Genomic DNA, 26,934 nt, shown 5'->3' on the forward strand with positions numbered 1-26,934 from the left:
AACCTGCATGAAATCCCGTCTGTTCATCATCAGCCAGTACCTGCTGCCGCACCACCTGCTGTCGCGGCTGGCCGGCTGCGTCGCCGAGTGCCGCGTGCGCTGGTTCAAGAACGCCTTCACCGCCTGGTTCGCCAAGCGCTACCAGGTCGACATGAGCCAGGCGCTGGTCGAAGACCTGAGCGCCTACGAGCACTTCAACGCATTCTTCACCCGCGCCCTGAAGCCGGGCGCCCGCCCGCTGGATGAAACCCCGGGCGCCATCCTGTGCCCCGCCGACGGCGCCGTGAGCCAGCTTGGCCCGATCGAGCATGGCCGCATCTTCCAGGCCAAAGGCCACGGTTTCAGCGCGCAGGAGCTGCTGGGCGGTGACCCGGCGCTGGCCGCCCCGTTCATGGGCGGTGAGTTTGCCACCATCTATTTGTCGCCCAAGGACTACCACCGCGTGCACATGCCGCTGGCCGGCACCCTGCGCGAGATGGTCTACGTGCCGGGCCGCCTGTTCTCGGTCAACCAGACCACTGCTGAAAACGTGCCCGAGCTGTTCGCCCGCAACGAGCGGGTGGTCTGCCTGTTCGACACCGAACGCGGGCCGATGGCCGTGGTGCTGGTGGGTGCGATGATCGTTGCTTCGATCGAGACCGTGTGGGCCGGCCTGGTAACGCCGCCCAAGCGTGAGCTGAAGACCTTCCGATACGACGACGCCAGCCGTGCGCCGATCCACCTGGAGAAAGGTGCCGAGTTGGGGCGCTTCAAGCTGGGTTCGACGGCCATCGTGTTGTTCGGGCCGCAGCAGGTGAAGTGGGCCGAAAGCCTCGGTGCCGGCTCTGCCGTGCGCATGGGGCAGCAGCTGGCGGCGCCTGTGCAGGCTTGATGGCCTGATAAAACCTGGGCCGCTTTGCGGCCCTTCGCGGGCATGCCCGCTCCCTCAGAGTGAGGTCGCGTTCAAACCTGTGGGAGCGGGCATGCCCGCGAAGGGCTGCAAAGCAGCCCCAAATTTCCGGATCAGCCGCGCGCGTCGCGGTCGCGCAAGCCCAACAGGTACAACACGCCATCCAGGCCCAGAGTAGAAATCGCCTGCTTGGCCGACTGGCGCACCAGCGGCTTGGCGCGGAATGCCACGCCCAGGCCGGCGAGTGCCAGCATTGGCAGGTCGTTGGCGCCATCGCCCACGGCAATGGTCTGTTCCAGTTGCAAGCCCTCATCGCTGGCCAGTTTCTGCAGCAGTTCGGCCTTGCGCTGGGCATCGACGATCGGCTCGACCGCCACACCAGTCACCTTGCCATCCACCACTTCCAGCTCGTTGGCGAACACATAGTCGATACCCAGGCGCGCCTGCACCTGGCGGGCAAAGTAGGTAAACCCACCGGACAGGATGGCAGTCTTGTAACCCAGGCGCTTGAGCTCGGCGAACAGGTTTTCCGCGCCTTCGGTCAGGCGCAGCGAGGCGCCGATCTCGTCCAGCACGCCCACATCCAGGCCCTTGAGCAGCGCCATGCGCTCCTTGAAACTGGCGCGGAAGTCCAGCTCGCCACGCATGGCGCGTTCGGTGATCGCCGCCACCTGCTCACCTACGCCAGCCGCCTTGGCCAGCTCGTCGATGACTTCGGCCTCGATCAGCGTCGAATCCATGTCGAATACCGCCAGGCGGCGGTTGCGGCGGAACAGGTCATCTTTCTGGAAGGCAATGTCGACGCTCAGCGCCTGCGCCAGGGCGAAGAAATCGGCACGCAGGGCCTGGGCATCGCTCAGCACCCCACGCACGGATATCTCGACCGCCGCCTTGCCCTTGTCGGTGTCGGCGTCCAGCGCCACCCGGGCCGACAGCCGCTCGATGCGTTCGATCGTCAGGCCGTACTGGCTGATCACCGCACTGACCCGCTGCAGTTGCTCGGGGGTGATCTTGCGGCTGAGCAGGGTCACCACATGGCGCGCCTCACCATGGCCGTCGGCCCAGTGCTGGTAGTCCGCCTCGGAAATCGGCGTATAACGGGCCTGCAGGTTCAGCTCGTGGGCCTTGGCTTGCACACCCTGCAGCAGGGCAGTTGCCACTTCGTTGTCAGGGATATCGACCAGGATGCCGAACGACAGGGTGCCGTGCATGACCGCCAGGCCGATGTCGAGGATACTCACACCGCCCTGCAGCAGGACGCCGGTGATTGCCGCAGTGAGACCGGGACGGTCCTCACCGGTGATGTTGATCAGGACGATTTCGCGCACAACCTGGCTCCGACTTCGATGAAAAATGCGCATTCTACCGACTTTCCATGACCATCGGGCGCCAACGATACTTTGCCGACAAAACCCGGCTCGCTATACTCCCCCCACTTTCTTGCCATTAAGAGCCGAGCTCTGTGAACCGGCCCACGCCCGTCAAACCAGACAACTTCTTCCTGATGATCTATCGTGCCCTGAGTCAACGTCGCGTGCCGCTGGCACTGCGCATCGCCTGCACCAACATCTTCCTGGTGGCGCTGGCACTGGTGATCTACGCCTGTGTGATGGGCCTGCAGTTCAAGCAGGCCATGCACGAGCAGGCCGACGCCCTCGGCCAGAGCCTGACCACGCAAACGGCCACTTCGGCGACCGAACTGCTGGTAGCCAACGATATCCTCAGCCTCAACGTGCTGCTGGGCAACCTGGTGAAAAACCCGCTGGTGGCCCACGCGGCCATCTACAGCGTGGACAACCGCATCCTCGCCGAAGCCGGGCAACGCCCGCGCAATAGCCTGCTGGGCGAGGCCGAAGGCGTGTACCAGACCAAGATCAGCTTCCAGGACGTGGCTGCCGGGCAGCTGCGCATCAGCCTGGACATGAGCCAATTCCAGCAACCCATGCTGATCAGCCTGCAAAGCATGGGCATTCTGGCGGCCATCCTGCTGGCGCTGGCCTTGGCCCTCAGCTTGCGCCAGGGCCGCTACATCACCCTGCCATTGCTGCAGTTGCGGGTATGGCTGCGCGACCCGCAGTACTACACCCCAGCCACCGACCGCCAGGATGAAATCGGCGACATCGCCCGCCAGCTGCATGCGCGCCTGGCGCCACCGCCGCCACCAGAGCCGGAGCCAGAGCCTGAGGAAGACGACGATGAACCGTTCGACGACCCGCATCACGCCAGCCCGGCACCCAAGGCCGCGCCGCGCGCCAAGGTCGCCGCAGTGCCAGACGAGGAAGATGACGAAGCGTTCGCCGGCCTGCTCGACGACGACACTGCACCAAGAACCGCAGTGGTAGACGAGTCCGACGAACCGCACTTCAGCGCCATCCTCGCGGTGCAGCTGGGCTCCCAGGAGCAACTGCGCCGTCTGCCGCGTACCCGCCTGACCGAACTGACCGAGCGTTACCGTGACTGCCTGGAGCATGCGGCATCGCTGTACGACGGCGAAACGCACACACTCAACGATGGCAGCACCCTGGTGCTGTTCCACAGCCGCGTATGTGGTGAGGACTACCTGACCAATGCAATCTGCTGCGGCGAGCTGTTGCGCGCCCTGGGCCATGCCCTGCAGATCGAAGTGGCCGACAGCGGCATCACCTTGCAATTGCAGCTGGGCCTGGTATTGGGCAACGATCTGCACGGGCTGGAGCTGGTAGACGTGTTGATCGCCGAAAAAGCCCAGGATGCCCTGGCGCTGTCGCAGCACAGCCGCAACCTGTTGCTGGTGGAGCGGCAGATCAGCGATGACGCACTGATTCGCCAGCGCGCACGCATTCGCCCGATTGCCAGCCCTGAGGGCGCCTGCTGCGTGGAGCGCCTGCTGGAACCGTACCCTTCGATGCTGGAACGGCAACTGGCGCGCATGCACGAGCGTCGGGCCTGACAGGCTGCGCTGGGCACCGGGGCTGCCGCGCAGCCCCTTCGCAACGCCAGGCCGCGCCTACAGGGCCCGGGCCCAGCCTCGCAATGGTTTGACGCAGACATGAAAAAGCCCGCAGCATCGCGGGCTTTTTTGCACCTGGCGGTTAGGTCAGAACCGATAGACTTCCATATCGGTGCGGATCGGCGAGGCCATCGGGATTCTGGACTTTTCCGGCGCCTTCTTCACCTGCACCGGTGCAGCCGGCTTTTTCGGCGTTTCTTCAGCGATTGCCGGCTGGTTGGCCAGCGGCTTCACCGCCGTGCTCAGCTGCTCGGCCAGCTTCTGCAGCAATTGGCCCTGGGCCTGTACCTGCGACGACTCGCTGCCCTCATGTGGCTGTTCGAGGTGCACGATACGGTTGTCACGTACACGGCCACGGCGGTCCAGCAGGCGCCACTGGGCGTCGAGGATGGCCGGTTGGTCCTTGCCCGAGTCCAGGCGGGTAATCGACAGCAGCACCTGTACATCCGGCGTGAAACCGGCCGTTGCCGGGGCCAGTACCACACGCTGGCTGTCCAGGCGCCAGGCCAGCTGGCGCACCAGCAACTGGTCGATGTCCGACGACAGGCTACCCGCCCAACGACCGTCGGTCGCCGCGCTCAGGCTGCCATCGGCCTGGCGCTGCAGGAACGTCTCGCGCTGCAGGTAATCGGCCACCGATACCGGCCCGAGTACAACGGCCATGCCCGCACTCTGCGACGGCTGGCCAGGATCACCACTGTCGAGCTGGTACAAGGCGACAGGCTGGTGCATGGTGCACCCGCCCAGCCCCAGCAGGCCAGTCATCAACAGCGCAAGTGGAAGGCGCAGAAATTTCATCATCCCATCCAGGCGGCTGCCTACAGGCACACCGCAGTGATACATATAAATTCAAACGGGCACACGACCACGCCGGCGCCGCAAGGGCCATATCATCCGCGAAATAACCGTCCGACTCCAGTGTTTCTGCCCGGAACGGCGCTGTAATTGCCGTTCCAGACATTTCCACCGGTTACGCCGGCACTTCCACCTGCAAGCTATCGACGCGCTGGAACCCACGCGGTAGCTTGCTGCCACGCCGGCCACGCTCGCCCTTGTAGTGTTCCAGGTCGTCGGGCTTCAGAGACAGGGTACGCTTGCCGGCCTGCAATACAAGGGTCGCCCCGTCGGCGATCACGGCCAGGTCGGTGACGAACTCTTCGCGGCTGGCGACCCGGTCGCCGGGTACACCAATGATCTTGTTGCCCTTGCCTTTACCCAGCTGTGGCAAGTCGCTGACCTTGAACACCAGCAGGCGGCCTTCGGTGGTCACCGCCGCCAGCCAGTCCTGCTCACGGTTGGCCACCGGCCGCGGCGTCATGACCTTGGCGCCGTTGGGCAGGCTGAGCAAACCCTTGCCGGCCTTGTTCTTGGCCTGCAGGTCTTCACCCTTGACCACGAAGCCGTAGCCGGCGTCGGAAGCGACCACGTACAGCGCATCGTCCTCTGGCAGCAGCACGCAATCGAAGGTGGCCCCAGGCGGAGGCGTCAGGCGCCCCGTCAGCGGCTCACCCTGGCCACGCGCCGAAGGCAGGCTGTGGGCGGCCAGCGAGTAGCTGCGCCCGGTCGAGTCGATCAGCACGGCAAACTGGTTGGAGCGGCCAGCAGCAGCGGCCTTGAAGCCGTCGCCTGCCTTGTACGACAAGCCGGTCGCGTCGATGTCGTGGCCCTTGGCACAGCGTATCCAGCCTTTTTCCGACAGCACCACGGTGACCGGCTCGGTCGGCATCAGCTCGTTTTCCGACAGCGCCTTGGCTTCGGCGCGCTCGACAATAGGCGAGCGGCGGTCGTCGCCATAGGTTTCGGCATCCTTGATCAGCTCGCTGCGCACCAGCTTGCGCAGTTTGGCTTCGCTGCCCAGCAGCGCCTGCAACTTGGCTTGCTCTTTCAGCAGTTCGTCCTGCTCGCCGCGGATTTTCATCTCTTCCAAACGCGCCAACTGCCGCAGGCGGGTCTCGAGGATGTAGTCGGCCTGGATTTCGGTCAGGCCGAAGCGTGCGATCAGCGCCTGCTTGGGGTGGTCCTCGGTGCGGATGATGTGGATCACTTCATCCAGGTTGAGGAACGCCGTGAGCAAACCGTCCAGCAGGTGCAAGCGCTTCTCGACCTTGTCCAGGCGGTGCTGCAGCCGGCGACGAACGGTATGGGTACGAAACTCCAGCCATTCCACCAGGATCGTGCGCAGGTTCTTCAGCTGCGGCCGGCCGTCGAGGCCGATGATGTTGATGTTGACCCGGTAGCTGCTTTCCAGGTCGGTGGTGGCGAACAGGTGCTGCATCAGTTCGTCGGCATCCACACGGTTGGACCGCGGGATGATGACGATGCGGCAAGGGTTCTCGTGATCCGACTCGTCGCGCAGGTCGGCCACCATCGGCAGCTTCTTGGCCTGCATCTGCGCCGCAATCTGCTCCAGCACCTTGGCCCCCGAGACCTGGTGGGGCAACGCGGTTACAACGATGTCGCCGTCCTCGACGCGGTACACGGCGCGCATGCGGATCGAGCCACGGCCACTTTCGTACATCTTGAGGATTTCGGCCCGCGGCGTGACGATTTCGGCCTCGGTCGGGTAGTCCGGCCCTTGAATATGCTCGCACAACTGCTCGATGGTGGCCTTGGGCTCGTCGAGCAGGCGCACGCAGGCGCTGGCCACTTCACGCAGGTTGTGCGGCGGCACATCGGTGGCCATGCCCACGGCGATACCGGTGGTGCCGTTGAGCAGAATGTTGGGCAGGCGTGCCGGCAACACGGCGGGCTCCTGCAAGGTGCCGTCGAAGTTGGGCACCCAGTCGACGGTGCCCTGGCCGACTTCGCTGAGCAGCACTTCGGCATAGCGGGACAACCGCGCTTCGGTGTAGCGCATGGCCGCGAACGACTTCGGATCGTCCGGCGCACCCCAGTTGCCCTGGCCATCGACCAGTGTGTAGCGGTAGCTGAACGGCTGCGCCATCAGCACCATGGCTTCATAGCAGGCCGAGTCGCCATGGGGGTGGAACTTGCCGAGCACGTCACCGACGGTACGCGCCGACTTCTTGTGCTTGGCATCGGCATCGAGCCCCAACTCGCTCATGGCGTAGACAATGCGCCGCTGCACTGGCTTGAGGCCATCGCCGATATGCGGCAGGGCGCGGTCCATGATCACGTACATGGAGTAGTTGAGGTAGGCCTGTTCGGTGAAGTCAGCCAGTGAGCGGCGTTCTACGCCGTCCAGGCTGAGTTCCAGTGAGTCGCTCATGCGGGCCTCGTCATTTCAGGTTCTGGCGCAGCAGCATGGTGCCACCGCGCTGGGTAAATTCAAGTTGTTGCAGGGCACTCATGCCCAGTAGCACGGTGGGGCCATCCAGGCCCGGCACGACAATGGCGCGTACGTTCTGCAGGTGGATGTCGCCCAGTTGCAGGCTGGCCAGCCGCGTGCGGTAGCCCTCGGTGCGGCCATTGGCGGTACTCAGCAGCACCGGGCTGCCACGCGCCAGGTTCAGGTCGCGGGCCAGCCCTTCGGGGATCGCGACGTCGGTGGCCCCGGTGTCCAGCATGAAGTGCACCACCTGGCCATTGATCGCGCCATCCACCACGAAATGCCCCTGGCCATTACTCAGCAGGCGCACCTCGATGAAACCTTGGCCGTGCTCCGACTGCACCTGGCGGTTGGGGTTACGTTGGCTGTCTTCCCACTGGCCGAAAAAGCGCGTGGCCAGAAACAGCGCAGCCGCCCAGGCAAGCACCATCAGCACCCGCCCTGCGCGCTTGCCCGGTGCCTGGCTCACGGTTTGGCGCCCCAGCCGCCCTGAGGCGCCTCGAAGCGCCATACGATCGGGCGCCGCTCGCCGTCGGCACGGTCAGCGTTGTTGTTGTCCAACCCGACCCAGGCGCCTTTGCTGTCGATCACCAGCGCCTCGGCCAGGCCGAACGGCTGATCGTAGCGGCGCATGGGCTCCAGCGCCTCGGCGGCGAACGACCAGCAGCGCTCGACCTCGCCGCTGTTGGCGTCCCGCCGGCATATCCGGTAGGCGTTGCGCTCAAGGGTGAACAGCTTGCCCTCGAACCAGGCGAGGTCGGAAAAGTCGCGCGACAGGGCCCGGGCCTCTGGCATTTGCGGCGGCTGCATCTCGACCCCAGCCTCGCTCAGCAGCACGCAACCGCGCCCGCAGGTCCATACCGACTGCTGCCGTTCGATGGCCACCAGGCCACGCCGCTCGCGCTCGGCCGCCAGCCACAGGCGGTCACCCGCCGGGTTGATTGCCAGCCCTTCGAACAGCGCATTGAAGTTCAGCAGCATGCCACTGGCCCGCGCCTGACGGACCATGGCCGGGTCGATCTTGAGCCAGTCGGGCTCACCTTCGGGCGGCAGTTGCAGCACCGCAGCGTGTGCCTCGCTGACCAGGTACAGGTTGTTTGCCTGGTCGCAGGTGATGCCTTCAAAGTCCAGCGCCCCGCCGCGAATGTACGACGCCGCCCAGTTGCGTGACTTCAGGCCCCACGGCAGGCCGCTTTCCGGCACCGGCGGCGCAGTGAAGACAAGCGCCTGCGCGCGCCAGGTAGCGCTCTGCTGGTCGAAGCGGTAGATGCGGTCATCGTCGCGGTCGGACACACCCCACAACGCCCCCCGGCAGAACGCCAGGCCAGACAGGTTGCCACCGCGCATACCGTCTATCGGGTGCTCGGCAGTCATCTTCAGCTCTGGCCAGTCGCCCGCCAGGCCCGGCAGCGCAACCAGCGCCAGCCAGGCCGCCAGAAGCAGACGAATCAAACCATGACCTCGGCGAGGTTACCTTTGGTTTCCAGCCAGTTCTTGCGGTCACCGGCGCGCTTCTTGGCCAGCAGCTTGTCCATCAGCTCGCAAGTCGCCTGCACGTCATCCAGGGTCAGTTGCACCAGGCGCCGGGTATTCGGGTCCATGGTGGTTTCACGCAGTTGTGGCGGGTTCATTTCGCCCAAACCCTTGAAGCGGGTGACTTGGGGTTTGCCGCGCTTCTTCTCGGCCACCAGGCGGTCGAGAATGCCATCACGCTCGGCTTCGTCGAGGGCATAGTAGATTTCCTTGCCCAGGTCGATGCGGTACAGCGGCGGCATGGCCACATACACGTGCCCGGCCTCGACCAGTGCACGGAAGTGCTGCACGAACAGCGCGCACAACAGCGTGGCAATGTGCAGGCCGTCGGAGTCGGCGTCGGCGAGGATGCAGATTTTGCCATAGCGCAGTTGCGCCAGGTCGGTGGCACCGGGGTCGACGCCGATGGCCACGGCAATGTTGTGCACTTCCTGGCTGGCCAGGACTTCGCCGCCGTCCACTTCCCAGGTGTTGAGGATCTTGCCGCGCAGCGGCAGGATGGCCTGGAATTCCTTGTCCCGGGCCTGCTTGGCCGAGCCACCGGCCGAGTCACCCTCGACCAGGAACAGCTCGGCACGCATCGGGTCCTGGCCGGCGCAGTCGGCCAGCTTGCCGGGCAATGCCGGGCCCTGGGTGATGCGCTTGCGCTCGACCTTCTTGCTGGCCTTGAGGCGGCGGCCGGCATTGCTGATGGCCAGCTCCGCCAGTTGCATGCCCAGTTCAGGGTGGGCGTTGAGCCACAGGCTGAAGGCATCCTTGACCACGCCAGAGACGAATGCCGCCGCCTCGCGTGAAGACAGCCGCTCTTTGGTCTGCCCGGAGAACTGCGGGTCCTGCATCTTCATCGAGAGGACGAAAGTAATGCGCTCCCAAACGTCTTCCGGTGCCAGCTTGACCCCGCGCGGCAGCAGGTTGCGGAATTCGCAGAACTCGCGCATGGCATCCAGCAGGCCCTGGCGCAGGCCATTGACGTGGGTACCGCCCTGGGCGGTAGGGATCAGGTTGACGTAGCTTTCCTGGATGCTGTCGCCGCCTTCGGGCAGCCATAGCAAGGCCCAGTCCACCGCTTCCTTGTTACCGGCCAGGCTACCGCAGAACGGCTCATCGGGCAGGCGCTGGAACTCGTTGACCGAATCGACCAGGTAGGAACGCAGGCCATCCTCGTAGTGCCATTCGACCTTTTCGCCGCTGGCCTTGTCCTCGAAGCTGACCAGCAGGCCTGGGCACAGCACGGCCTTGGCCTTGAGCACGTGCTTGAGACGGCTGATGGAGAATTTCGGCGAATCGAAATACTTGGGGTCGGGGCTGAAATACACGCTGGTGCCGGTGTTGCGCTTGCCGACCGAACCCACAACTTCCAGCTCGCTGGCCTTGAAGCCGTCGGCGAAGGTCATCTGGTACTCGTTGCCGTCGCGTTTGACACGCACGCGCACCTGGGTCGACAGGGCGTTGACCACCGAGATGCCAACGCCGTGCAAGCCACCGGAGAACTGGTAGTTCTTGTTGGAGAACTTGCCGCCGGCGTGCAGCTTGGTCAGGATCAGCTCGACCCCGGACACGCCCTCTTCGGGGTGAATGTCCACCGGCATGCCACGGCCGTCGTCGCTGACTTCCAGCGAGTGGTCGGCATGCAGAATGACCTGCACGGAGCGGGCGTGACCGGCCAGGGCTTCGTCGACACTGTTGTCGATCACTTCCTGGGCCAGGTGGTTGGGGCGGCTGGTGTCGGTGTACATGCCCGGCCGCTTGCGGACCGGGTCAAGGCCCGAGAGGACTTCGATGGCGTCTGCGTTATAGGCGCTAGCGCTGGGATTGGCCATAGGGTCTCGTCGTCAGTCTGGTGAGTGCAAAAAAGTCAAAATACAGAAAAATCGAGCGCTGCATACTGCCCACGCGCAATACCGGCAAACGCCAGCAGGGCCGGCAGGCGCTCGGCAAAGCCCTGGAAACTGTGGTCACCACCGGCCTGGATGCGCAGGGCACAAGCACGGTAATAACGTTCGGCATGGCGGTAATCCAGGGTTTCGTCGGCGGTTTGCAGCCACACCTGATAGCGGCTGGCATCGACCGGCGCTGGCACTTCCAGCTCGGCCAGGGCCTGCACGTGGTCCAGGGTCAGCTCCCAGGTTTCATCGGTGTAGTGGTTGCGCTGGGTACCCAGGTAGCCGTCAAAGTGCTTGTGCGGGGTAACCGCCGGGTTGACCAGCAAGGCCTTGAGGCCATGGCGCTCCGCCAGACAGGTGGCATAGTAGCCGCCGAGCGAACTGCCCACCAGTAATGGCGCGCCCAGTTCGGCGATGGCCGCCTCAAGCTGGGCGATGGCCTGGCGTGGGTGATGGTGCAAGGCGGGCACCCGCAGTTGGTCGGCCAGGCCGAGCTGCTGCATGACCGCTTCGAGCTGGCGCGCCTTGGTGGAAAGCGGCGAGCTGTTGAAGCCATGGATATAGAGGATGGAACCCGACATGCTGCCCCCGGAATCTGTGGCTTCGCGCCTGATGATGCGGGCGCAGGGACGCGCAGTGTAGCGCGTTCGCCGGGTTTTGACGCAGCGTCACGGGTTTCGCAACAATTTCTTCACCATAGCCCGCTGCAACAGGGCAGCGCTGTAGGAGCGGCCTTGTGTCGCGAAAAGGGGTGCGAAGCGCCCCCCAGAATTTCAGCTTCGCCGCAGACATTGCCGGGGCCGCTTTGCGGCCCTTTCGCGACACAAGGCCGCTCCTACAGTTGAACGCGCAACCCGCTCAATAACCTGGGCTATCGAAGTCGAGCTTCACTTCAAAGTCCCACGCCCGCTCCACCCCGGTCTCCAGCCGCCCGTCGGCATGCAGGCGCAGCCAGCGGTACCCAGGCTGCTCTTCGCTCACCTTGAAGTCCTCGCTGCGGGCCGCGAACTGAATGCAGGTCGAAGGCGTAGCCAGCAGGCGCCGACCATTGCGCACTTCATCCCACTCCTGATGAACGTGCCCCCACAGCAATGCCCGCACCTGTGGGTAACCTTCAATGATGTCAAACAGCGCCTGGGCATTGCGCAAGCCGATCGGGGCGATCCAGGCGCAGCCGATGTCTACCGGTTGATGGTGGAAACACACCAGGCAATGGCGCCCGCCCGCCCCTTTCAGCGCGGCCTCCAGCACTGCCAGCTGGTCATCCCCCAGCAAGCCATGTGTGGCGCCGTGCACCGCCGTGTTGAGCATCACAATACGCCAGGCGCCGATATCGGTTACCGCCTGTACCAACTCCGGCGCCACTTCGGCCATGATCCGGGCCTCATCATGGTTGCCCGGCAGCCAACGGCTTGGTACGCCAAACGGCGCAGTCAGCTCACGAAAAGCTTCATAAGAAGCAACGCTGGCATCCTGGGACAAGTCGCCCGTGCACAACAGCAAGTCGACAAGCGGTTGCTCGCGCCGCACCTGGGCTACCACATGGCCCAAACTTTCACGGGTCTTGAGGCCCAGCATGCTGCCGGCCGGGTCGGCGAAAAGATGGGCGTCGGTCAGTTGCACCACATGTACTGGGCGCGGGTGGTCTGCATGCATGTCAGCGAACGCTTGCCAGTTCGTGGCCACAGGCCAGGCAGTGACTCAGCCATTCACCGAGGAACAGGTTGAGCTGGGCCTTTTCGTCTGGCTGGTGCATGGCCTCGTTCGGGTAGGGGTAGATGCTGCGCAGGCGCCGGGCATGTTCGGCGCTGATCACTTCGGCCATGCGCGCATCGTGATACACCTGCACCTCCAGGTGCGGCACCGGCAGCCACGGCAAGCTGTGCTCCTGACGTATATGCAGGGTGGTGGTGTACGGGCAGGCCAGCACCACGTCGAGCACCAGCACGCCAAGCATCTGGTCGCCCTGGGTCATACCGATGCGGCGCGAGCTCTGGGTGGTACGCATGTCCGGCAGCAAGCGCATCAGCCGGGCATAGTTGGCCTCACAGGCAGCCTGCAGCCCGGCCAGGTCGACTCGATAGCGCTCGCGCAGCAGGTTCACTTCCACATACCTCGTACTTCGTCACGGTTCAGCGCCAGCCATTGCAAGCCGATGATGGTCGCCGCGTTGCAGATGCGCCCATCGCGCACGGCCTGCAAGGCATCTTCGAACGACCACACCCGCACGCGAATGTCTTCACCCTCGGCCTCCAGGCCATGCAGCCCCCCTGCCCCTTCGCTGCTGCAGTGGCCAAGGAACAAGTGCACGTATTCATCGCTGCCGCCTGGCGACGGGAAGTAGCGGGTCATCGGCCACAGGGCACTGAAAGTCAGGCCCGCTTCTTCTTCGGCTTCGCGGTGGGCGACTTCCTCGGGTTGCTCGTCCTTGTCGATCAGCCCGGCGACCATTTCGATCAGCCAGGGGTTTTCGGCCTTGCCCATTGCACCGACGCGGAACTGTTCGATCAGCACCACTTCATCGCGCAGCGGGTCGTAGGGTAGTACACACACCGCATCGTGACGCACGAACAGTTCACGGCTGATCTCGCGCCCCATGCCGCCCGCAAACAGCTCGTGGCGCAAGTGCACCTTGTCGAGCTTGTAGAAGCCCTGGAAGCAGTTTTCCCGCTTGACGATCTCGACCGCCCTGGGCACTGAGTTCAACGTGTCTGACATGGAAATCCTCGCTACCTCAATCACAGCATCGCGCCATCCTACTCCGCACGCCAGCGCGTTTCACCCCTTTCCAGCAACCATTCGCACAGTCGGGACAGCACGTGCGCACTCTGTTAGCTTAGTGGCGAACCGAAGGCCGCGCAGACGGTCAAAGGCCGACTTTTCCCTGTTTTTGCAAGGATCATCATGACCATTGTCAAACTGACTTCCGTGGCCGTGCTGGCACTCGCTCTGGGCGCCTGCCAGAGCCTGTTCACGCCCAACTACCGGACCCCGCTAGAGGTCAAACGCGACGCCTGGGAGCATGTAAAACCCGGTTGCAGCGAAAGCGATTGCCCGCTGGTGAACATCGACATGGTGCACTTCCCGGCCCTGCCCAAGCTTGACGGCATCGTCGAAAAGCGCTTGCTGCAACTGACCGAAGACAATCAGCATGGCACCGCGCCGGCCACCCTGCAGGCCTATGAACAGCAATACCTGGCCAGTGCCGACAAACGTAACAGCAGCTACCTGCAAGCCAAGGTACGCGAGCAGCATGACGGCCTGGTGATCATCGAACTGTCCAGCTACCTGGACAGCGGTGGCGCACACGGCATGCCTGGGCGTGGTTTCATCAACTACTCCCGCAAGCTGGACAAGGTGCTGACCCTGCAGGACATGCTGCTGCCTGGCCAGGAAGAGACGTTCTGGAAAACCGTCGAAGAGTCGCACCGCGCCTGGCTGATGAGCGTGGGCATGGACAAGGACGCCGAGTTCGTCAAGACCTGGCCGTTCAAGAAGTCGCCGCACATCGCCCTGACGTACGGCGCACTGGTGGTCAAGTACGAGGTCTATGCCATCGCGCCCTATTCCATGGGCCACGTGGAACTGAAGATCCCCTACCCGCGCCTCAATGGCGTGCTCAAGCCGGAACTGTTCCCCGGCCGCGGCTGAGGCTCAGCAGCCCGTGCAGCACACCTGCCAGCAGCAATGCTGGCAGGGTGGCGCCCAGCTCGGGTGCATTGGCGGCAATCAGGTGGTAGGCCGCCACCCCCACGAACCAGGCCAGTAGCGCCTGCCAGTGCAAACCCTTGACCTGTACCGGCAGGCCACGGCGACGCACGACATAGTGGTCCACCAGCACTACGCCGAACAGCGGCGCAAACACCGAACCGATCAGCAACAGGAAGTTCTCGTACTGAGCCAATGGCGCCAGCAAGGCGATCAGGGTGCACAGCACGCCGATGGCCAGTGCCAGGTGCTCCACCTTCAACGGCAGCAGCACCCCGGTGGAGACCGCCGCCGAGTGGATGTCGGCGAATGCCTTTTCCGACTCGTCGAGCAGAATCAGCAGCAACGGAACCCCCATGCCGGCGCCAGCCAAGGCCAGCAACAACGCATTGACCTCGCCACTGGCGGCGAAGGCCAGGGTGTAGGCCACGCCCAGGCTCATCAGCCAGGTATTGCCGATGAAGTAGCCCAGCACGGTACCGCCGAACACGTGCCTGCCATTGCGGGCGAAACGTGAATAGTCGGCGATCAGCGGCAGCCACGACAGCGGCATGGCAATGACGATGTCGAAGCCTACTGCCAGCGACATCGAGCCATCCCCGGCGCGCCCCCACAACTCAGCCAGGTCGGCCTTGGCAAACAAGTTCCAGGTCAGCCAGACGCAGGCCCCCAGCAGCAACCAGATACCCCAGGCGCGCAACACCTTGCGCACGAACGCCAGTGGCCCGCTCACCGCCAGCAAGGTCGCCAGGGCACCAAAGCACAGGGTCCACAGCATCGGGCTGTTCCAGGCGCTGTGCTCACCGAACGCACGTGCGCCCAGCAGGCTAGCGGCATCGCGCATGACGATGATCTCGAACGCCCCCCAGCCCACCAGTTGCAGCAAATTGAGCACCGCCGGCAAGCGCGTGCCATGGCTGCCCAGGCTGAGCTTCAGGGTGCCCATGGCCGACAGCCCGGTGTCACTGCCGATGACCCCGGCGGCGCCCAGCAACAGCACGCCCACGCCGGTGCCCAGGGCAATGGCCAGTACGGCGCCAGCAAGGCCCAGGCCCGGCGCGAGCATGGCGCCGACTTGCAGCACCATCAGGCCGATGCCCAGGGAAAACCAGAGGGAGAACAGGTCACGCGCGCCGAAGATGCGCTGGTGGGTGGGGACCGGGTGGTCGGGGGAGAACGGGCTGGGTGATGTCATGGTTGGCGCTCGCCGGCAATGTTGTTGGTGTTCCTGGCGAGGACTTCGTCCTCGTATCGCGACGCAAGGCCGCTCCCACAAAAAACGCCCTGGCCTTGAGCCTGGTGCGGTTCCTGCGGGAGCCGGCCCCTGCGTTCTTAGACCTTGTGGTACAGCTGGCTGCCTTCCTGGCGGAACCGCTCGGCCTGCTCACGCATGCCTTGCTCGACCGTGACGTCCACGGTTTCGATCTTGGCGGCGTACTCCCGCACTTCCTGGGTGATCTTCATCGAGCAGAACTTCGGCCCGCACATCGAGCAGAAGTGCGCGACCTTGGCCGACTCCTTGGGCAGCGTCTCGTCGTGGTAGGCGCGGGCAGTGTCAGGGTCGAGGCCGAGGTTGAACTGGTCTTCCCAGCGGAACTCGAAGCGCGCCTTGGACAGGGCGTTGTCGCGGATTTGTGCGCCGGGGTGGCCTTTGGCAAGGTCGGCAGCATGCGCGGCGATCTTGTAGGTGATGATGCCGGTCTTGACGTCATCCTTGTTCGGCAGGCCCAGGTGCTCCTTGGGCGTTACGTAGCAGAGCATGGCGCAGCCGAACCAGCCGATCATTGCCGCACCAATGCCCGAGGTGATGTGGTCGTAACCCGGGGCGATATCGGTGGTCAGTGGGCCGAGGGTGTAGAACGGCGCCTCGTCGCAGCATTCCAGCTGCTTGTCCATGTTCTCCTTGATCAACTGCATCGGCACGTGGCCAGGGCCTTCGATCATGCACTGCACGTCATGCTTCCAGGCAATCTTGGTCAGCTCGCCAAGGGTTTCCAGCTCACCGAACTGCGCAGCGTCGTTGGCGTCGGCGATCGAGCCGGGGCGCAGGCCATCGCCCAGCGAGAAGCTGACGTCGTAGGCCTTCATGATTTCGCAGATTTCGTCGAAGTGGGTGTAGAGGAAGTTTTCCTTGTGATGGGCCAGGCACCACTTGGCCATGATCGAGCCGCCACGGCTGACGATGCCCGTGACCCGCTTGGCGGTCAGCGGCACGTAGCGCAGCAACACCCCGGCATGGATGGTGAAGTAGTCCACACCCTGCTCGGCCTGCTCGATCAGGGTGTCGCGGAACAGCTCCCAGGTCAGGTCCTCGGCCACCCCGTTGACCTTTTCCAGGGCCTGGTAGATCGGCACGGTACCAATCGGCACCGGCGAGTTGCGGATGATCCACTCGCGGGTCTCATGGATGTGCTTGCCGGTGGACAGGTCCATGACCGTGTCCGACCCCCAGCGGATGCCCCAGGTCAGCTTGGCCACCTCTTCCTCGATGGACGAGCCCAGGGCGCTGTTACCGATATTGCCGTTGATCTTCACCAGGAAATTACGGCCGATGATCATCGGCTCCAGCTCCGGGTGGTTGATGTTGGCCGGGATGATCGCACGGCCACGGGCAATTTCCTGGCGCACGAATTCGGGGGTGATCTCTTTCGGAATATTGGCACCGAAGCTATGCCCGGCATGTTGCGCGTCGAGCAGGCCGGCGGCGCGCGCCTCCTGCAGCTTCATGTTCTCGCGGATGGCCACATATTCCATCTCGGCGGTAACGATGCCCTGGCGGGCATAGTGCATTTGCGAAACATTGGCGCCGGCCTTGGCCCGGCGCGGGTTGCGCACGTGGGCAAAACGCAGCTTGGCCAGCTCGGCGTCGTTCAGGCGCTGCTGGCCGAAGTCGGAGCTCAGCCCGGCCAGGCGCTCGGTGTCGCCACGCGCGTCGATCCAGGCCGACCGCACGTCGGCCAGGCCTTTGCGCACGTCGATGATCACACTGGGATCGGTGTAGGCGCCGGAGGTGTCGTAGACCAGTACCGGGGCATTGGACTCGCCACCGAAATCGGTCGGCGTATCGGCCAGGCTGATTTCCCGCATGGGTACGCGGATATCCGGGCGCGAGCCCTGCACATAGACCTTGCGCGAACGCGGGAACGGTTGCACGGACTGCTGATCGACTTGCGCCGATTCGCTGAGGTTGATCGTTTTTTCTTGTTGGGTCATCACAGGCTCTCCAGACGGCTTCCTAGCAGTGGAATGTCGGGGTGAACCTGAATGGCGCGGACGCATCCATTAGTGGATGCAGTGCCGGATATGGGGGTGCCTTGAAGCTGCATGCAGCTGTGACAATCCCGGACCTGGCACAAGAGGCTCCCCGGGAAGGCGAGCAATCTTGTTCCCTACGCAGGCGCTAACCTGATCAGGTTCAACGGGATCCGCACCTCTGCGATCTCAGCCTTTGCTTCAAGGCACCCCGACAAGAACCTGCGCAGTCTAGACTGCTGTGGTCGGCAAAGCCAAGCGGGTTTCTGCGCAGATGATGAAAGGCGCGCCCGGCGATTGTTGCCGGGGGGCACATGGCACTAAACTGGCGCATCGCCAAATACTCAACGGTTCAGTAATTCAATTTCGTACAAGGATTGCCTTTATGCTGCGCAAACTCTCACTGGCAATAGCCGTGTCTTGTGCGTCCAACGGAGTGGCCTGGGCAGCGGACGCGCCCCAGACGGTCAAGACCGACCTGGTCAGCGTGTACCAGGAAGCGGTCGACAACAACGCCGACCTGGCAGCAGCACGCGCCGACTACGGCGCACGCCGTGAGGTGGTACCGCAGGCCCGCGCCGGCTTGCTGCCGAACCTGTCGGCCGGGGCCGAGATGATGAATACCCGCACCAAGCTGGACGAGCCGTCGATTACCTCCAACCGCAGCGGCAACGCCTGGAGTGCAACCCTGGCGCAGCCCATTTTCCGCGCCGACCGCTGGTTCCAGTTGCAGGCCGCCGAGGCGGTCAACGAACAAGCCGCCCTGGAGCTGTCGGCCACTGAGCAGAACCTCATCCTGCAAACGGCCCAAAGCTACTTTGCCGTGCTGCGCGCCCAGGACAACCTGGCCGCGACCAAGGCGGAGGAAGCCGCGTTCAAGCGCCAGCTCGACCAGTCCAACGAACGCTTCGATGTCGGCCTGTCGGACAAGACCGACGTGCTGCAGTCGCAGGCCGGCTACGACACTGCCCGGGCCAACCGGATCATCGCCGATCGCCAGGTACAGGATGCCTTCGAAGCGTTGGTAACGCTGACCAACCGAGAGTACAGCTCGATCCAGGGTGTGGTGCATAGCCTGCCAGTGCAGGTACCTACGCCGAACGATGCCAAGGCCTGGGTGGAAACGGCCGGGCGCCAGAACCTCAACCTGCTGGCCACCAACTATGCGGTGTCTGCCGCCGAAGAAACCCTGCGCCAGCGCAAGGCCGGCCATGCACCCACCCTGGATGCAGTGGCCAAATACCAGAAGGGTGACAACGACAGCCTCGGCTTTACCAACCCTGCTCCCCAACAGAACGTTCGCTACAGCGGCGACGTCGAGCAGACCAGTATCGGCCTGCAACTGAACATCCCGATCTACAGCGGCGGCCTGACCAGCTCGCAGGTACGCGAGGCTTACCAGCGCCTGAGCCAGAGCGAACAGCAGCGCGAGAGCCTGCGCCGCCAGGTGGTGGAGAACACCCGCAACCTGCACCGCGCGGTGAACACCGACGTGGAACAGGTCCAGGCACGCAAGCAGTCGATCATCTCCAACCAGAGTGCGCTGGAAGCGACTGAAATCGGCTACCAGGTCGGCACCCGCAACATCGTCGACGTGCTCGATGCCCAGCGCCAGCTGTACACCTCGGTGCGCGACTACAACAACAGCCGCTACGACTATATTCTCGACAACCTGAGCCTCAAGCAGGCCGCAGGCACCCTGAGCCCGCAGGATCTACAGGACCTGGGGCGGTACCTGAAGGCCGACTACAACCCGGACAAGGACTTCTTGCCACCGGATCTGGCGGCTGCTGCAGCCAAGAACTTCGAGCGCCGCCCTTGAACTCAGGGAGCACGCGGGCAGTGTAGGAGCGGCCTTGTGTCGCGAAAGGGGGGGCGCAGCGCCCCGGGATTTTCGCACGACCGCAAGATTGTCGGGGCCGCTGTGCGGCCCTTTCGCGACACAAGGCCGCTCCTACAGGGATCGCACCGCTGCGAATATCAGCGCATTAGCGCAGCCAGCCCATCGAGCAAGCGCTGCAATGCACCTTGGTTGGCCTGCATCACCGCCCTGCCCGCCGCGCCCATGCGCTGGGCATCCTGCGGTAACTCGACCAACCGCCGCACGGCCTCGGCCAGCCCGTCGGCATCGTCCACCTGCTGCAACGCCCCTGCCTCTACCAGCATTGCGCTGATTTCGAGGAAGTTGAACACGTGCGGCCCCATGATCACCGGCAAGGCCAGTGCTGCCGGTTCCAGCGGGTTGTGCCCGCCGGTCGGCACCAGGCTGCCGCCCACGAAGGCGATATCGGCCAGCGCATACAGAAACAGTAATTCGCCCATGGTGTCGCCCAGCAATACCCGGGTTTGTGCGTCGACGGGCGCATCAGTGGAGCGGCGAACGGTGTTGAACCGTTCGCTGCAAAGCGCATGCACCGCATTGAACCGCTCAGGGTGGCGCGGCACCAGGATCAGCAAGGCATCGCCATGCACCTGCAACAACTGCTGATGCGCCTGCAGCACCAGCGCATCCTCCCCCTCATGGGTGCTGGCAGCAATCCACACCGGGCGCTGCTGCACCCCCCACTGGGCACGCAATGCCTTGGCACGGGGTCGCAGTTGCTCATCGATCTTCAGGTCGAACTTGATCGAACCGGTGACCTGCACGCACTCAGGACGCGCGCCCAGATCAAGGAAGCGCTGCGCCTCGGTTTGCGTTTGCACGGCAATCAGGCTCATCTCTGCCAGCATAGGCCGGGTCAGCTTGGCAAAACGCGCATAACCACGGGCCGAGCGCTCGGACAAACGCGCATTGGCCAGCACCACTGGAATACCGCGCTCGGCACACTGGTGGATGTGATTGGGCCACAACTCGGTCTCCATGATGATGCCCAGTTTGGGCTGCACATGGTCGAGAAAGCGCCCGGCCGCCCACGGCAGATCGTAGGGTAGGTAGCAATGCTGCACGCGCGGTTCGTCGGCGAACATGGCGCGAATGCGCTCGGAACCGGTAGGGGTCATGCAGGTGATCGTGATGGGCAGTTGCGGGTAGGCCTTGAGCAAGGCGCGCACCATCGGCGCCGCGGCAATGCTTTCGCCGACCGACACCGCGTGCACCCAGATACCGCCCTGGCGCATGGCCGGCAGCCTGAAGGCAAACCGCTCGCCGATACGCTGGCCATAGGCCGGCGCCTTGCGTGCGCGAAGGTACAGGCGCAGCGCGACCAGCGGCAGGCCCAGGTGAAAGAGCAAGGTATAGAGGGTTCTGTTCATGGCAGCGGAGTTTACCCGATCGCGCGCAAGTGCACTGCAAAGCGCTCGGCCAACCATTGCGCAGCAGGGCCCAGGGGTTCATCACGGCGCCAGGCCAGTTCCGCCACCAACGCCGGTGGGCGCCACTCACTGTCTAGCTCCACCATGTGCGTCTGGTATGTGGGGTACTGCACGACATGCCGTGGCAACCAGGCCCAGCCCAGGCCGCGCATCAACAGCTCCGCCAGAACGTAGAAGCTGTCGGCACGCCACACCTGCGGGCTGATGGCCTCGCCACCGGGGTAACCGCTTTGCTGCGGGGTGATCAGCAATTGACGATGGCGGGCCAGCTGTTGGCGAGTGACCCGGCCACGACCCGCCAGCGGGTGGTCGACCGCACAGACCGTGACCATTTCCACGCTGCCCAGGGCGCGCCGCTCCAGGGTTGCCGGAATGCTCTCGTGGTGAAAGAACAGCCCCAGGTCGGCGCGCCGCTCGACCAGTTTGCGCGCCACATCACCCTGGGCCCCGCTGGCCAGTTGCACCTCCAGCAGCGGAAAGCGGCTGGCCAATTCATCGAGGCTGTCAATCACCGGCTGGTAGGGCATGGCTTCGTCCTGCGCCACGCGCAGCAAGGCCTCCTGCCCGCGCATCAACGCCAGTGCACGGCCATCCAGGCGTTCGCACTGGCGCAGCAGTTCACGGGCATCTTCCAGCAGCGCGCTGCCGTTTTGCGTCAGTTTCGGCTGCCGGCCACTGCTGCGCTCGAACAGGGTGACGCCCAGGTCGGTTTCCAGCAAGGCGACCGCGCTGCTGATCGCCGACTGGGCCTTGCGCTGTTCACGGGCCACGGCAGAGAACGAGCGCAATTCTGCAACGCGCACAAAGGTTCGCAGTTGTTCGAGGTTCCACTGCTCGGCCATTGGCCTATCTCCAGAATTGATAGGTAATGACTTTACCGCATCCAGGTTGAGCCTAGAATGCCCGCCAGAACCGGAGGATCCCACCATGAATGCCTACACCTATCTCGCCATTGCCATCTGCGCCGAAGTCATCGCCACCGCTTCGATGAAAGCGGTAAAAGGCTTGAGCACGCCGTTGCCGCTGCTGCTGATGGTGGTGGGCTACGGCATTGCGTTCTGGATGCTCACCCTGGTGGTGCGCAGCATTCCGGTGGGTATTGCCTATGCCATCTGGTCGGGGCTGGGCATTGTGCTGATCAGCGTGGCGGCGCTGGTGATCTACGGGCAGAAACTGGATGTGCCGGCGATGCTGGGGATGGCGATGATTGTCGGCGGGGTGGTGGTGATTCAGCTGTTCTCCAAGACCACCGGGCATTGAGCTGTACCCCGCGAGGCAAGCCAGCGCCCACGGGGTAGCACTGGCCGGGTTTGCCGGCGGTAGGGCCCGCTGGGGGATACCCTGTATACTTGCCAGCTGTCCCAGTCTTCGAGGTACCGCCATGCCATCTGCCATTTCCACTGACGTGCTGATCGTCGGCGCCGGGGTCGCAGGCCTCTGGCTCAACGCACGCCTGCGCCGCATGGGGTATTCGACAGTGCTGGTGGAGCGCGCCAGCCTTGGCGGTGAGCAGACTATCAAGTCCCAGGGCATTATCCATGGCGGCACCAAGTACGCCCTGCACGGTGCCCTGACCGGCGCGTCGGAAGCCATTGCCGACATGCCGCGCCGCTGGCGCGAAGCCTTGAGCGGCAGCGGCGAGCTGGATCTTGCCGGCACCCGCCTGCTGTCCGATGCCCACTACCTGTGGTCGCCAGGCACCCTGGCCGGCAACCTCACCAGCTTCTTTGCCAGCAAGGCCGTGCGCGGCCGGGTCGACCAGGTAAAGGGCGAGCAACTGCCACCCGCCCTGCAAGACCGCGCGTTCAAAGGCAAGGTCTACCGCCTGGCTGAACTGGTCATCGACGTGCCCAGCCTGCTGGCCAACCTGGCCGAACTGGCAGGTGACAGCCTGCTGGCTGGTGAGCACATCGAACCGCTGCGCGAAGGTGAAGAACTGGTCGGCCTGCGCGTGGACGGCCGTGACATCCGTGCGCAACGCATCGTACTCAGCGCCGGCGCCGGCACCGCCGACCTGCTGCATGCCGTGGGGCTGCAGCAGCCGGCCATGCAAACCCGCCCGTTGCACATGGTGCTGGCCAAAGGCGCCAACCTCAAACCGCTGTACGCACACTGCCTGGGCAGCGGGCCAAAGCCCAGGGTCACCATCACCACCCACCCCGCGGCCGATGGCCAGTGGGTCTGGTACCTGGGTGGCGACCTGGCCGAAGCCGATGGCGTCGCCCGCGAGCCTGCGGCACAAATAGCCGCCGCCCAGAAGGAAATCGCCAGCCTGCTGCCCTGGGTCGACCAAAGCCAACTGCACTGGGCCACACTGCGGGTCGACCGCGCAGAACCGGCACAGTCCGGCCTGGTACGCCCGGACAACGCCTTCCTCGCCGAGCAACACCGCCTGCTGGTGGGCTGGCCAACCAAACTGGCGCTGGCACCGGACTTCAGCGACCGCGTCATCAGCCATCTGCAACGCGACGGGATCCGCCCACAGGCGCATGCCGAGCTAGGCGACCTGCCTCGGCCGGTGCTGGGTGTGCCGGCCTGGGAGCGCCTGCTGCCATGAGCCTGCCCACCCTGCACGGTTTGCACCGCCCGCTGGGCAGCACCGGCTTTCAGGTTTCGCCACTCGGCCTGGGTACGGTCAAGCTGGGCCGCGATCAGGGCGTGAAATACCCCAATGGGTTCACCATCCCCAGCGACGACGAAGCCCGCATGCTGCTGGCCCAGGCCCGTGAACTGGGCATCAACCTCATCGATACCGCCCCCGCCTATGGCCGCAGCGAGGAACGCCTGGGCCCGCTGCTGCGCGGCCAGCGCGACGCGTGGGTGATCGTGAGCAAGGTCGGGGAAGAATTCGACGGTGGCCAGTCACATTTCGACTTCACCGCCGCCCACACTCGCCGCTCGGTGGAGCGCAGCCTGCGCCGCCTGGAAACCGACCGCATCGACCTGGTGCTGGTGCATTCCGACGGCAACGACCTGGCCATTCTTGAGCAGCAAGAGGTGTACCAGACGCTGGCCGCGCTCAAACAAGAGGGCAAGATCCTTGGCTACGGCCTGTCCGGCAAAACCGTCGCCGGCGGTCTGAAGGCCCTGGAGCAAGGCGATTGCGCCATGGTCACCTACAACCTCAGCGAGCAGGCAGAACGGCCGGTGCTGGACTACGCTGCCGAGCACGGCAAGGCCATCCTGGTGAAAAAGGCGCTGGCCAGCGGGCACCTTTGCCTGGCGCCGGGTGTCGACCCTGTGAAGGCCAGTTTCGAACTGCTGTTCGCCCACCCGGGCGTCAGCAGTGCTATCGTCGGCACCATCAACCCGTTGCACCTGGCCCATAACGTGGCCACCGTTGCCCGTATTCTGGGCCAGCACTGAGTTACCCACGGCCCCCTGGGCCTGGAAACTGACCCGACGCAAGGAGGAGCCTCGTGGCGCGAACGCTGATCCGCAAGAACCCGAGCAACTTCAAGACACTGCCATTGCACGTCGAGGCGAGCGCCGAAGGGCTGATTTACCAGAGCATCGGCATGCCGCTGAATTTCGCCCAGACCCAACAGCGGCGCAAAGCCATCGAACTGCCCGACCCGCAGCGCTTCGTGGCCGAACTGGCAAACCTGGGCGTATCGGTGCGCCTGACGCTGCATTGGCAGAACCGCGATTACTGGGTGCTGGTGCGCCAGCGCCGGCAAGACCGGGGCGATGTGGTACTGAAACTGATTTCCGGCTACGTGCCGGCGCAGGAGCTGAACCTGCCCCTGCATACTGCCGTGCAGGAAGTAGCCGAAGAATGCCTGCTGGAAACCCCGGAAGGCTGGCTGGGCGGGCGCTTCAACGACACCTGGCTACCCGTCCCCTACGCTGCCGCCCTGCACTACCGCGAAACCCCGCACTTCGTGCTGGCCCCGCAATCCGGTGCCGCCCGGCCCGTACACTGTGGCCAGCTGCCCCTGCTGGAGCGGCCGCGGGCCTATGTGCACTTGCCCACGGCGTCGTTGCAGCTGATCTATGACATGCGTTTGCAGGTGCCGCGGGACGCCAAAAAACTCAGCTTGTTCCACGTTGACGAGCGTTTGGAAGGCGACCAACTGGTGGCGAGGCTCAACCGCAAGCGCCCTGACCTGTACCTGATGCCGTTGCAGGACGGCCAACCGCTGGCAGAGCTATACACGTTGAAGAAGGACGAATTGGTGCCTGCAAGTACGCGCGGGCTGTACCTGGCCGAAAGCTTTGCCAAACAGGACGGTTGGGTAGTGGCGGACGAGCGGGTGCGCTGGAGGGATTGGGTCAAGCAGCAAGGCCTGGTGGAAAGCAAGCCGGCGCGGGCCTCACGCCTGCAACGCTTTGGCGACAAGGCGCGGGCGTTGCTGCAGCGGGCGCGCACCTCACTTCACAAATAAGATTCTGAAGCCAGAGTGCCCCCTGTAGGAGCGGACTTGTGTTGCGAAAGGGCTGCGCAGCAGCCCCAGCTATTTGTGCATTTGCGGCGGAATCCTGGGGCTGCTGCGCAGCCCATCGCGACACAAGGCCGCTCCTACACAGGCCAGTGAAAGAGTGGCGCTCGATCAGTGCTTGCGGATCTTCTCGACAATAGCCGTGGTCGAGCTGTTCTCGACCAGCCCCAGCACCTTCACGGTGCCGCCGTAGGCCTTGACGATGTCGGCGCCGACCACCTGGTCGATGCCGTAGTCACCCCCCTTGACCAGCACATCCGGCTTGACCTGGCTCAGCAGGTTCTCCGGGGTGCCCTCGGAGAAGCTGATCACCCAGTCCACCGCACCCAGCCCGGCCAGCACGGCCATGCGCCGGTCGACGCTGTTGATCGGCCGGCCCGGCCCTTTCAGGCGGCTGACGGAAGCATCGTCGTTGACGGCCACGATCAGGCGATCGCCTTGGGCCCGCGCCTGCTCCAGGTAGGTTACGTGCCCGGCATGCAGGATATCGAAGCAACCGTTGGTGAAAACGATTTTCTCCTTGTGCGCCCGCGCGTCATCGATGGCCAGCAGCAGCTGTTCCAGGCCCAGCACACCGCGCTCGGAGCCTTCCTCACGCTGGATCGCACGGCGCAGTTCAGGGGCGCTGATGGCGGCGGTACCCAACTTGCCGACCACGATACCTGCCGCCAGGTTGGCCAGGGCCACTGCGTGGGGCAAGTCCTCACCGGCGGCAATCGCGGCGGCCAGGGTGGAGATAACGGTATCGCCAGCCCCGGTAACGTCGAACACTTCGCGCGCCCGCGCCGGCAAATGCAGCGCTGGCTGGCCAACGCGCAGCAGGGTCATGCCGTGCTCGCCACGGGTGACCAGCAAGGCGCCCAGGTCCAGGTCCTGAAGCAGCTGCAACCCCTTGGCGACCAGGTCGCCCTCATCGACGCATCGACCCACGATGGTCTCGAACTCGCTGAGGTTGGGGGTGATCAGGCTGGCGCCACGGTAGATGGAAAAATCCTTGCCCTTGGGGTCGGCCAGCACCGGAATGCCCTTGCCCCGGGCCGCCTGGATCAGGGCCTGGTGGTTTTTCAGCGCACCCTTGCCGTAGTCGGACAAGACCAGCACCTTGACCCCCTCGAGCAGGTTGTCGACCTCGCTGGCCAGCGACAGCGGGTCGGTGGCGAAGGGCTCTTCGAAATCGATACGCAGCAGTTGCTGGTGTCGGCTCATGACCCGGAGCTTGACGATGGTCGGCTGGTGGGCAATGCGCTGGAACACCGAGCGCACCCCGGCAGCCTGCAGGCTATTGGCCAGGCTGTCGGCGGCCTCGTCCTGGCCGGTGACGCCGATCAGCGACGCGGGTGCGCCCAGCGCGGCAATGTTCAAGGCAACGTTGGCCGCACCGCCGGGGCGATCCTCGATCTGATCGACCTTGACCACCGGCACTGGCGCCTCGGGCGAAATACGCGAAGTACCGCCATGCCAGTAGCGGTCGAGCATGACATCGCCGACCACCAGTACCGGGGCTTGATCGAAACGCGGCATGGACAACTTCATGGGCAACCCATATGGAAATAATGAACAGGGGCAGGATATTAGCACAGGGTCGTCAATGGCTTTACGGCCAGATAGCCCATGGAAAATTCCCGTGACAATCGGGG

23 protein-coding genes and 1 riboswitch are annotated in these 26,934 nt (G+C 64.4%); of the genes, 8 read left to right on the plus strand and 15 right to left on the minus strand.

The window, feature by feature from the left end:
* Positions 1 to 7 precede the first annotated feature (7 nt).
* On the plus strand, positions 8 to 871 hold the full coding sequence (gene asd / locus FPB55_RS23320) for an archaetidylserine decarboxylase (RefSeq protein ID WP_029887865.1): 864 nt from the start codon (positions 8 to 10) through the stop codon (positions 869 to 871).
* Positions 872 to 1,002: 131 nt separating this feature from the next.
* On the opposite strand, the gene serB is transcribed toward asd, so the two are convergent.
* Positions 1,003 to 2,217 carry a phosphoserine phosphatase SerB gene (gene serB, locus FPB55_RS23325; protein WP_178097532.1) on the minus strand — a complete coding sequence of 405 codons (1,215 nt, stop codon included), beginning with the start codon at positions 2,215 to 2,217 and terminating at the stop codon, positions 1,003 to 1,005.
* A gap of 134 nt (positions 2,218 to 2,351) precedes the next feature.
* Here serB and FPB55_RS23330 point away from each other — a divergent pair, with 134 nt between their 5' ends.
* Entirely contained in the window at positions 2,352 to 3,818 is a 1,467-nt protein-coding gene (locus FPB55_RS23330) for an AhpA/YtjB family protein (RefSeq protein ID WP_009681321.1), read from the plus strand.
* Between the two features lie 147 nt (positions 3,819 to 3,965).
* Here the strand turns inward: FPB55_RS23330 and FPB55_RS23335 are convergent, their stop codons facing one another.
* The 9 genes from FPB55_RS23335 to FPB55_RS23375 form a co-directional block, all read right to left on the minus strand.
* Complete coding sequence (locus FPB55_RS23335; RefSeq protein WP_009681322.1) at positions 3,966 to 4,676, minus strand: PqiC family protein; 711 nt, start codon at positions 4,674 to 4,676, stop codon at positions 3,966 to 3,968.
* A 172-nt stretch (positions 4,677 to 4,848) separates the two neighbouring features.
* Positions 4,849 to 7,107 (minus strand): DNA topoisomerase IV subunit A, encoded by a 2,259-nt coding sequence (parC, locus tag FPB55_RS23340; protein ID WP_047150055.1) that lies wholly within the window; start codon positions 7,105 to 7,107, stop codon positions 4,849 to 4,851.
* 10 nt (positions 7,108 to 7,117) lie between these two features.
* Positions 7,118 to 7,636, minus strand: coding sequence for a TIGR02281 family clan AA aspartic protease (locus tag FPB55_RS23345; RefSeq protein WP_009681325.1), 519 nt, complete (start codon positions 7,634 to 7,636; stop codon positions 7,118 to 7,120).
* On the minus strand, positions 7,633 to 8,619 hold the full coding sequence (locus FPB55_RS23350) for an esterase-like activity of phytase family protein (protein ID WP_115294892.1): 987 nt from the start codon (positions 8,617 to 8,619) through the stop codon (positions 7,633 to 7,635). The genes FPB55_RS23345 and FPB55_RS23350 overlap by 4 nt, the downstream gene beginning before the upstream one ends.
* A complete protein-coding gene (parE, locus tag FPB55_RS23355) occupies positions 8,616 to 10,520 on the minus strand; it encodes a DNA topoisomerase IV subunit B (protein ID WP_009681328.1) in 1,905 nt (634 codons plus the stop codon). The genes FPB55_RS23350 and parE overlap by 4 nt, the downstream gene beginning before the upstream one ends.
* A gap of 35 nt (positions 10,521 to 10,555) precedes the next feature.
* Complete coding sequence (locus tag FPB55_RS23360) at positions 10,556 to 11,164, minus strand: YqiA/YcfP family alpha/beta fold hydrolase (RefSeq protein WP_009681329.1); 609 nt, start codon at positions 11,162 to 11,164, stop codon at positions 10,556 to 10,558.
* Between the two features lie 277 nt (positions 11,165 to 11,441).
* Positions 11,442 to 12,239 (minus strand): 3',5'-cyclic-AMP phosphodiesterase, encoded by a 798-nt coding sequence (gene cpdA, locus FPB55_RS23365; RefSeq protein WP_009681330.1) that lies wholly within the window; start codon positions 12,237 to 12,239, stop codon positions 11,442 to 11,444.
* Position 12,240: 1 nt separating this feature from the next.
* On the minus strand, positions 12,241 to 12,693 hold the full coding sequence (locus FPB55_RS23370) for a DUF1249 domain-containing protein (protein ID WP_009681331.1): 453 nt from the start codon (positions 12,691 to 12,693) through the stop codon (positions 12,241 to 12,243).
* Positions 12,684 to 13,301: an NUDIX domain-containing protein gene (locus FPB55_RS23375; protein ID WP_009681332.1), complete on the minus strand. Its 618-nt coding sequence runs from the start codon at positions 13,299 to 13,301 to the stop codon at positions 12,684 to 12,686. Before FPB55_RS23375 ends, FPB55_RS23370 begins: the two co-directional genes overlap by 10 nt.
* Before the next feature lie 186 nt (positions 13,302 to 13,487).
* On the opposite strand from FPB55_RS23375, the gene FPB55_RS23380 reads away from it, so the two are divergent.
* The gene (locus FPB55_RS23380) at positions 13,488 to 14,234 is read left to right on the plus strand and encodes an RsiV family protein (RefSeq protein ID WP_009681333.1); all 747 of its coding nucleotides are present in this window, start codon (positions 13,488 to 13,490) and stop codon (positions 14,232 to 14,234) included.
* On the opposite strand, the gene cytX is transcribed toward FPB55_RS23380, so the two are convergent.
* Positions 14,203 to 15,486 (minus strand): putative hydroxymethylpyrimidine transporter CytX, encoded by a 1,284-nt coding sequence (cytX, locus tag FPB55_RS23385; RefSeq protein ID WP_047150057.1) that lies wholly within the window; start codon positions 15,484 to 15,486, stop codon positions 14,203 to 14,205. The genes FPB55_RS23380 and cytX overlap by 32 nt on opposite strands.
* Before the next feature lie 137 nt (positions 15,487 to 15,623).
* Complete coding sequence (gene thiC, locus FPB55_RS23390) at positions 15,624 to 17,504, minus strand: phosphomethylpyrimidine synthase ThiC (RefSeq protein WP_115294896.1); 1,881 nt, start codon at positions 17,502 to 17,504, stop codon at positions 15,624 to 15,626.
* A 156-nt stretch (positions 17,505 to 17,660) separates the two neighbouring features.
* A riboswitch (TPP riboswitch) is annotated at positions 17,661 to 17,767 on the minus strand.
* A gap of 161 nt (positions 17,768 to 17,928) precedes the next feature.
* On the opposite strand from thiC, the gene FPB55_RS23395 reads away from it, so the two are divergent.
* Positions 17,929 to 19,365 (plus strand): TolC family outer membrane protein, encoded by a 1,437-nt coding sequence (locus FPB55_RS23395; protein WP_054904851.1) that lies wholly within the window; start codon positions 17,929 to 17,931, stop codon positions 19,363 to 19,365.
* Between the two features lie 158 nt (positions 19,366 to 19,523).
* Here the strand turns inward: FPB55_RS23395 and waaA are convergent, their stop codons facing one another.
* Positions 19,524 to 20,795: a lipid IV(A) 3-deoxy-D-manno-octulosonic acid transferase gene (gene waaA / locus FPB55_RS23400; RefSeq protein WP_144189424.1), complete on the minus strand. Its 1,272-nt coding sequence runs from the start codon at positions 20,793 to 20,795 to the stop codon at positions 19,524 to 19,526.
* An 11-nt stretch (positions 20,796 to 20,806) separates the two neighbouring features.
* Complete coding sequence (locus FPB55_RS23405; protein WP_009681339.1) at positions 20,807 to 21,697, minus strand: LysR family transcriptional regulator; 891 nt, start codon at positions 21,695 to 21,697, stop codon at positions 20,807 to 20,809.
* Positions 21,698 to 21,782: 85 nt separating this feature from the next.
* On the opposite strand from FPB55_RS23405, the gene FPB55_RS23410 reads away from it, so the two are divergent.
* From FPB55_RS23410 to FPB55_RS23425, 4 genes are all read left to right on the plus strand, one after another.
* The gene (locus FPB55_RS23410) at positions 21,783 to 22,115 is read left to right on the plus strand and encodes a multidrug efflux SMR transporter (RefSeq protein ID WP_009681340.1); all 333 of its coding nucleotides are present in this window, start codon (positions 21,783 to 21,785) and stop codon (positions 22,113 to 22,115) included.
* A gap of 121 nt (positions 22,116 to 22,236) precedes the next feature.
* Complete coding sequence (locus FPB55_RS23415; RefSeq protein ID WP_009681341.1) at positions 22,237 to 23,412, plus strand: FAD-dependent oxidoreductase; 1,176 nt, start codon at positions 22,237 to 22,239, stop codon at positions 23,410 to 23,412.
* Positions 23,409 to 24,221: an aldo/keto reductase gene (locus FPB55_RS23420; RefSeq protein WP_009681342.1), complete on the plus strand. Its 813-nt coding sequence runs from the start codon at positions 23,409 to 23,411 to the stop codon at positions 24,219 to 24,221. Before FPB55_RS23415 ends, FPB55_RS23420 begins: the two co-directional genes overlap by 4 nt.
* 53 nt (positions 24,222 to 24,274) lie before the next feature.
* Positions 24,275 to 25,243 carry a hypothetical protein gene (locus FPB55_RS23425; protein ID WP_009681343.1) on the plus strand — a complete coding sequence of 323 codons (969 nt, stop codon included), beginning with the start codon at positions 24,275 to 24,277 and terminating at the stop codon, positions 25,241 to 25,243.
* Positions 25,244 to 25,408: 165 nt separating this feature from the next.
* Here FPB55_RS23425 and hldE read toward each other — a convergent pair whose 3' ends face one another.
* Complete coding sequence (gene hldE, locus FPB55_RS23430) at positions 25,409 to 26,830, minus strand: bifunctional D-glycero-beta-D-manno-heptose-7-phosphate kinase/D-glycero-beta-D-manno-heptose 1-phosphate adenylyltransferase HldE (protein WP_009681344.1); 1,422 nt, start codon at positions 26,828 to 26,830, stop codon at positions 25,409 to 25,411.
* Positions 26,831 to 26,934 lie beyond the last annotated feature (104 nt).

Origin of the sequence: Pseudomonas sp. BJP69 (assembly GCF_007633355.1) — a bacterium.
In the GTDB taxonomy this organism is placed as follows: domain Bacteria; phylum Pseudomonadota; class Gammaproteobacteria; order Pseudomonadales; family Pseudomonadaceae; genus Aquipseudomonas; species Aquipseudomonas juntendi.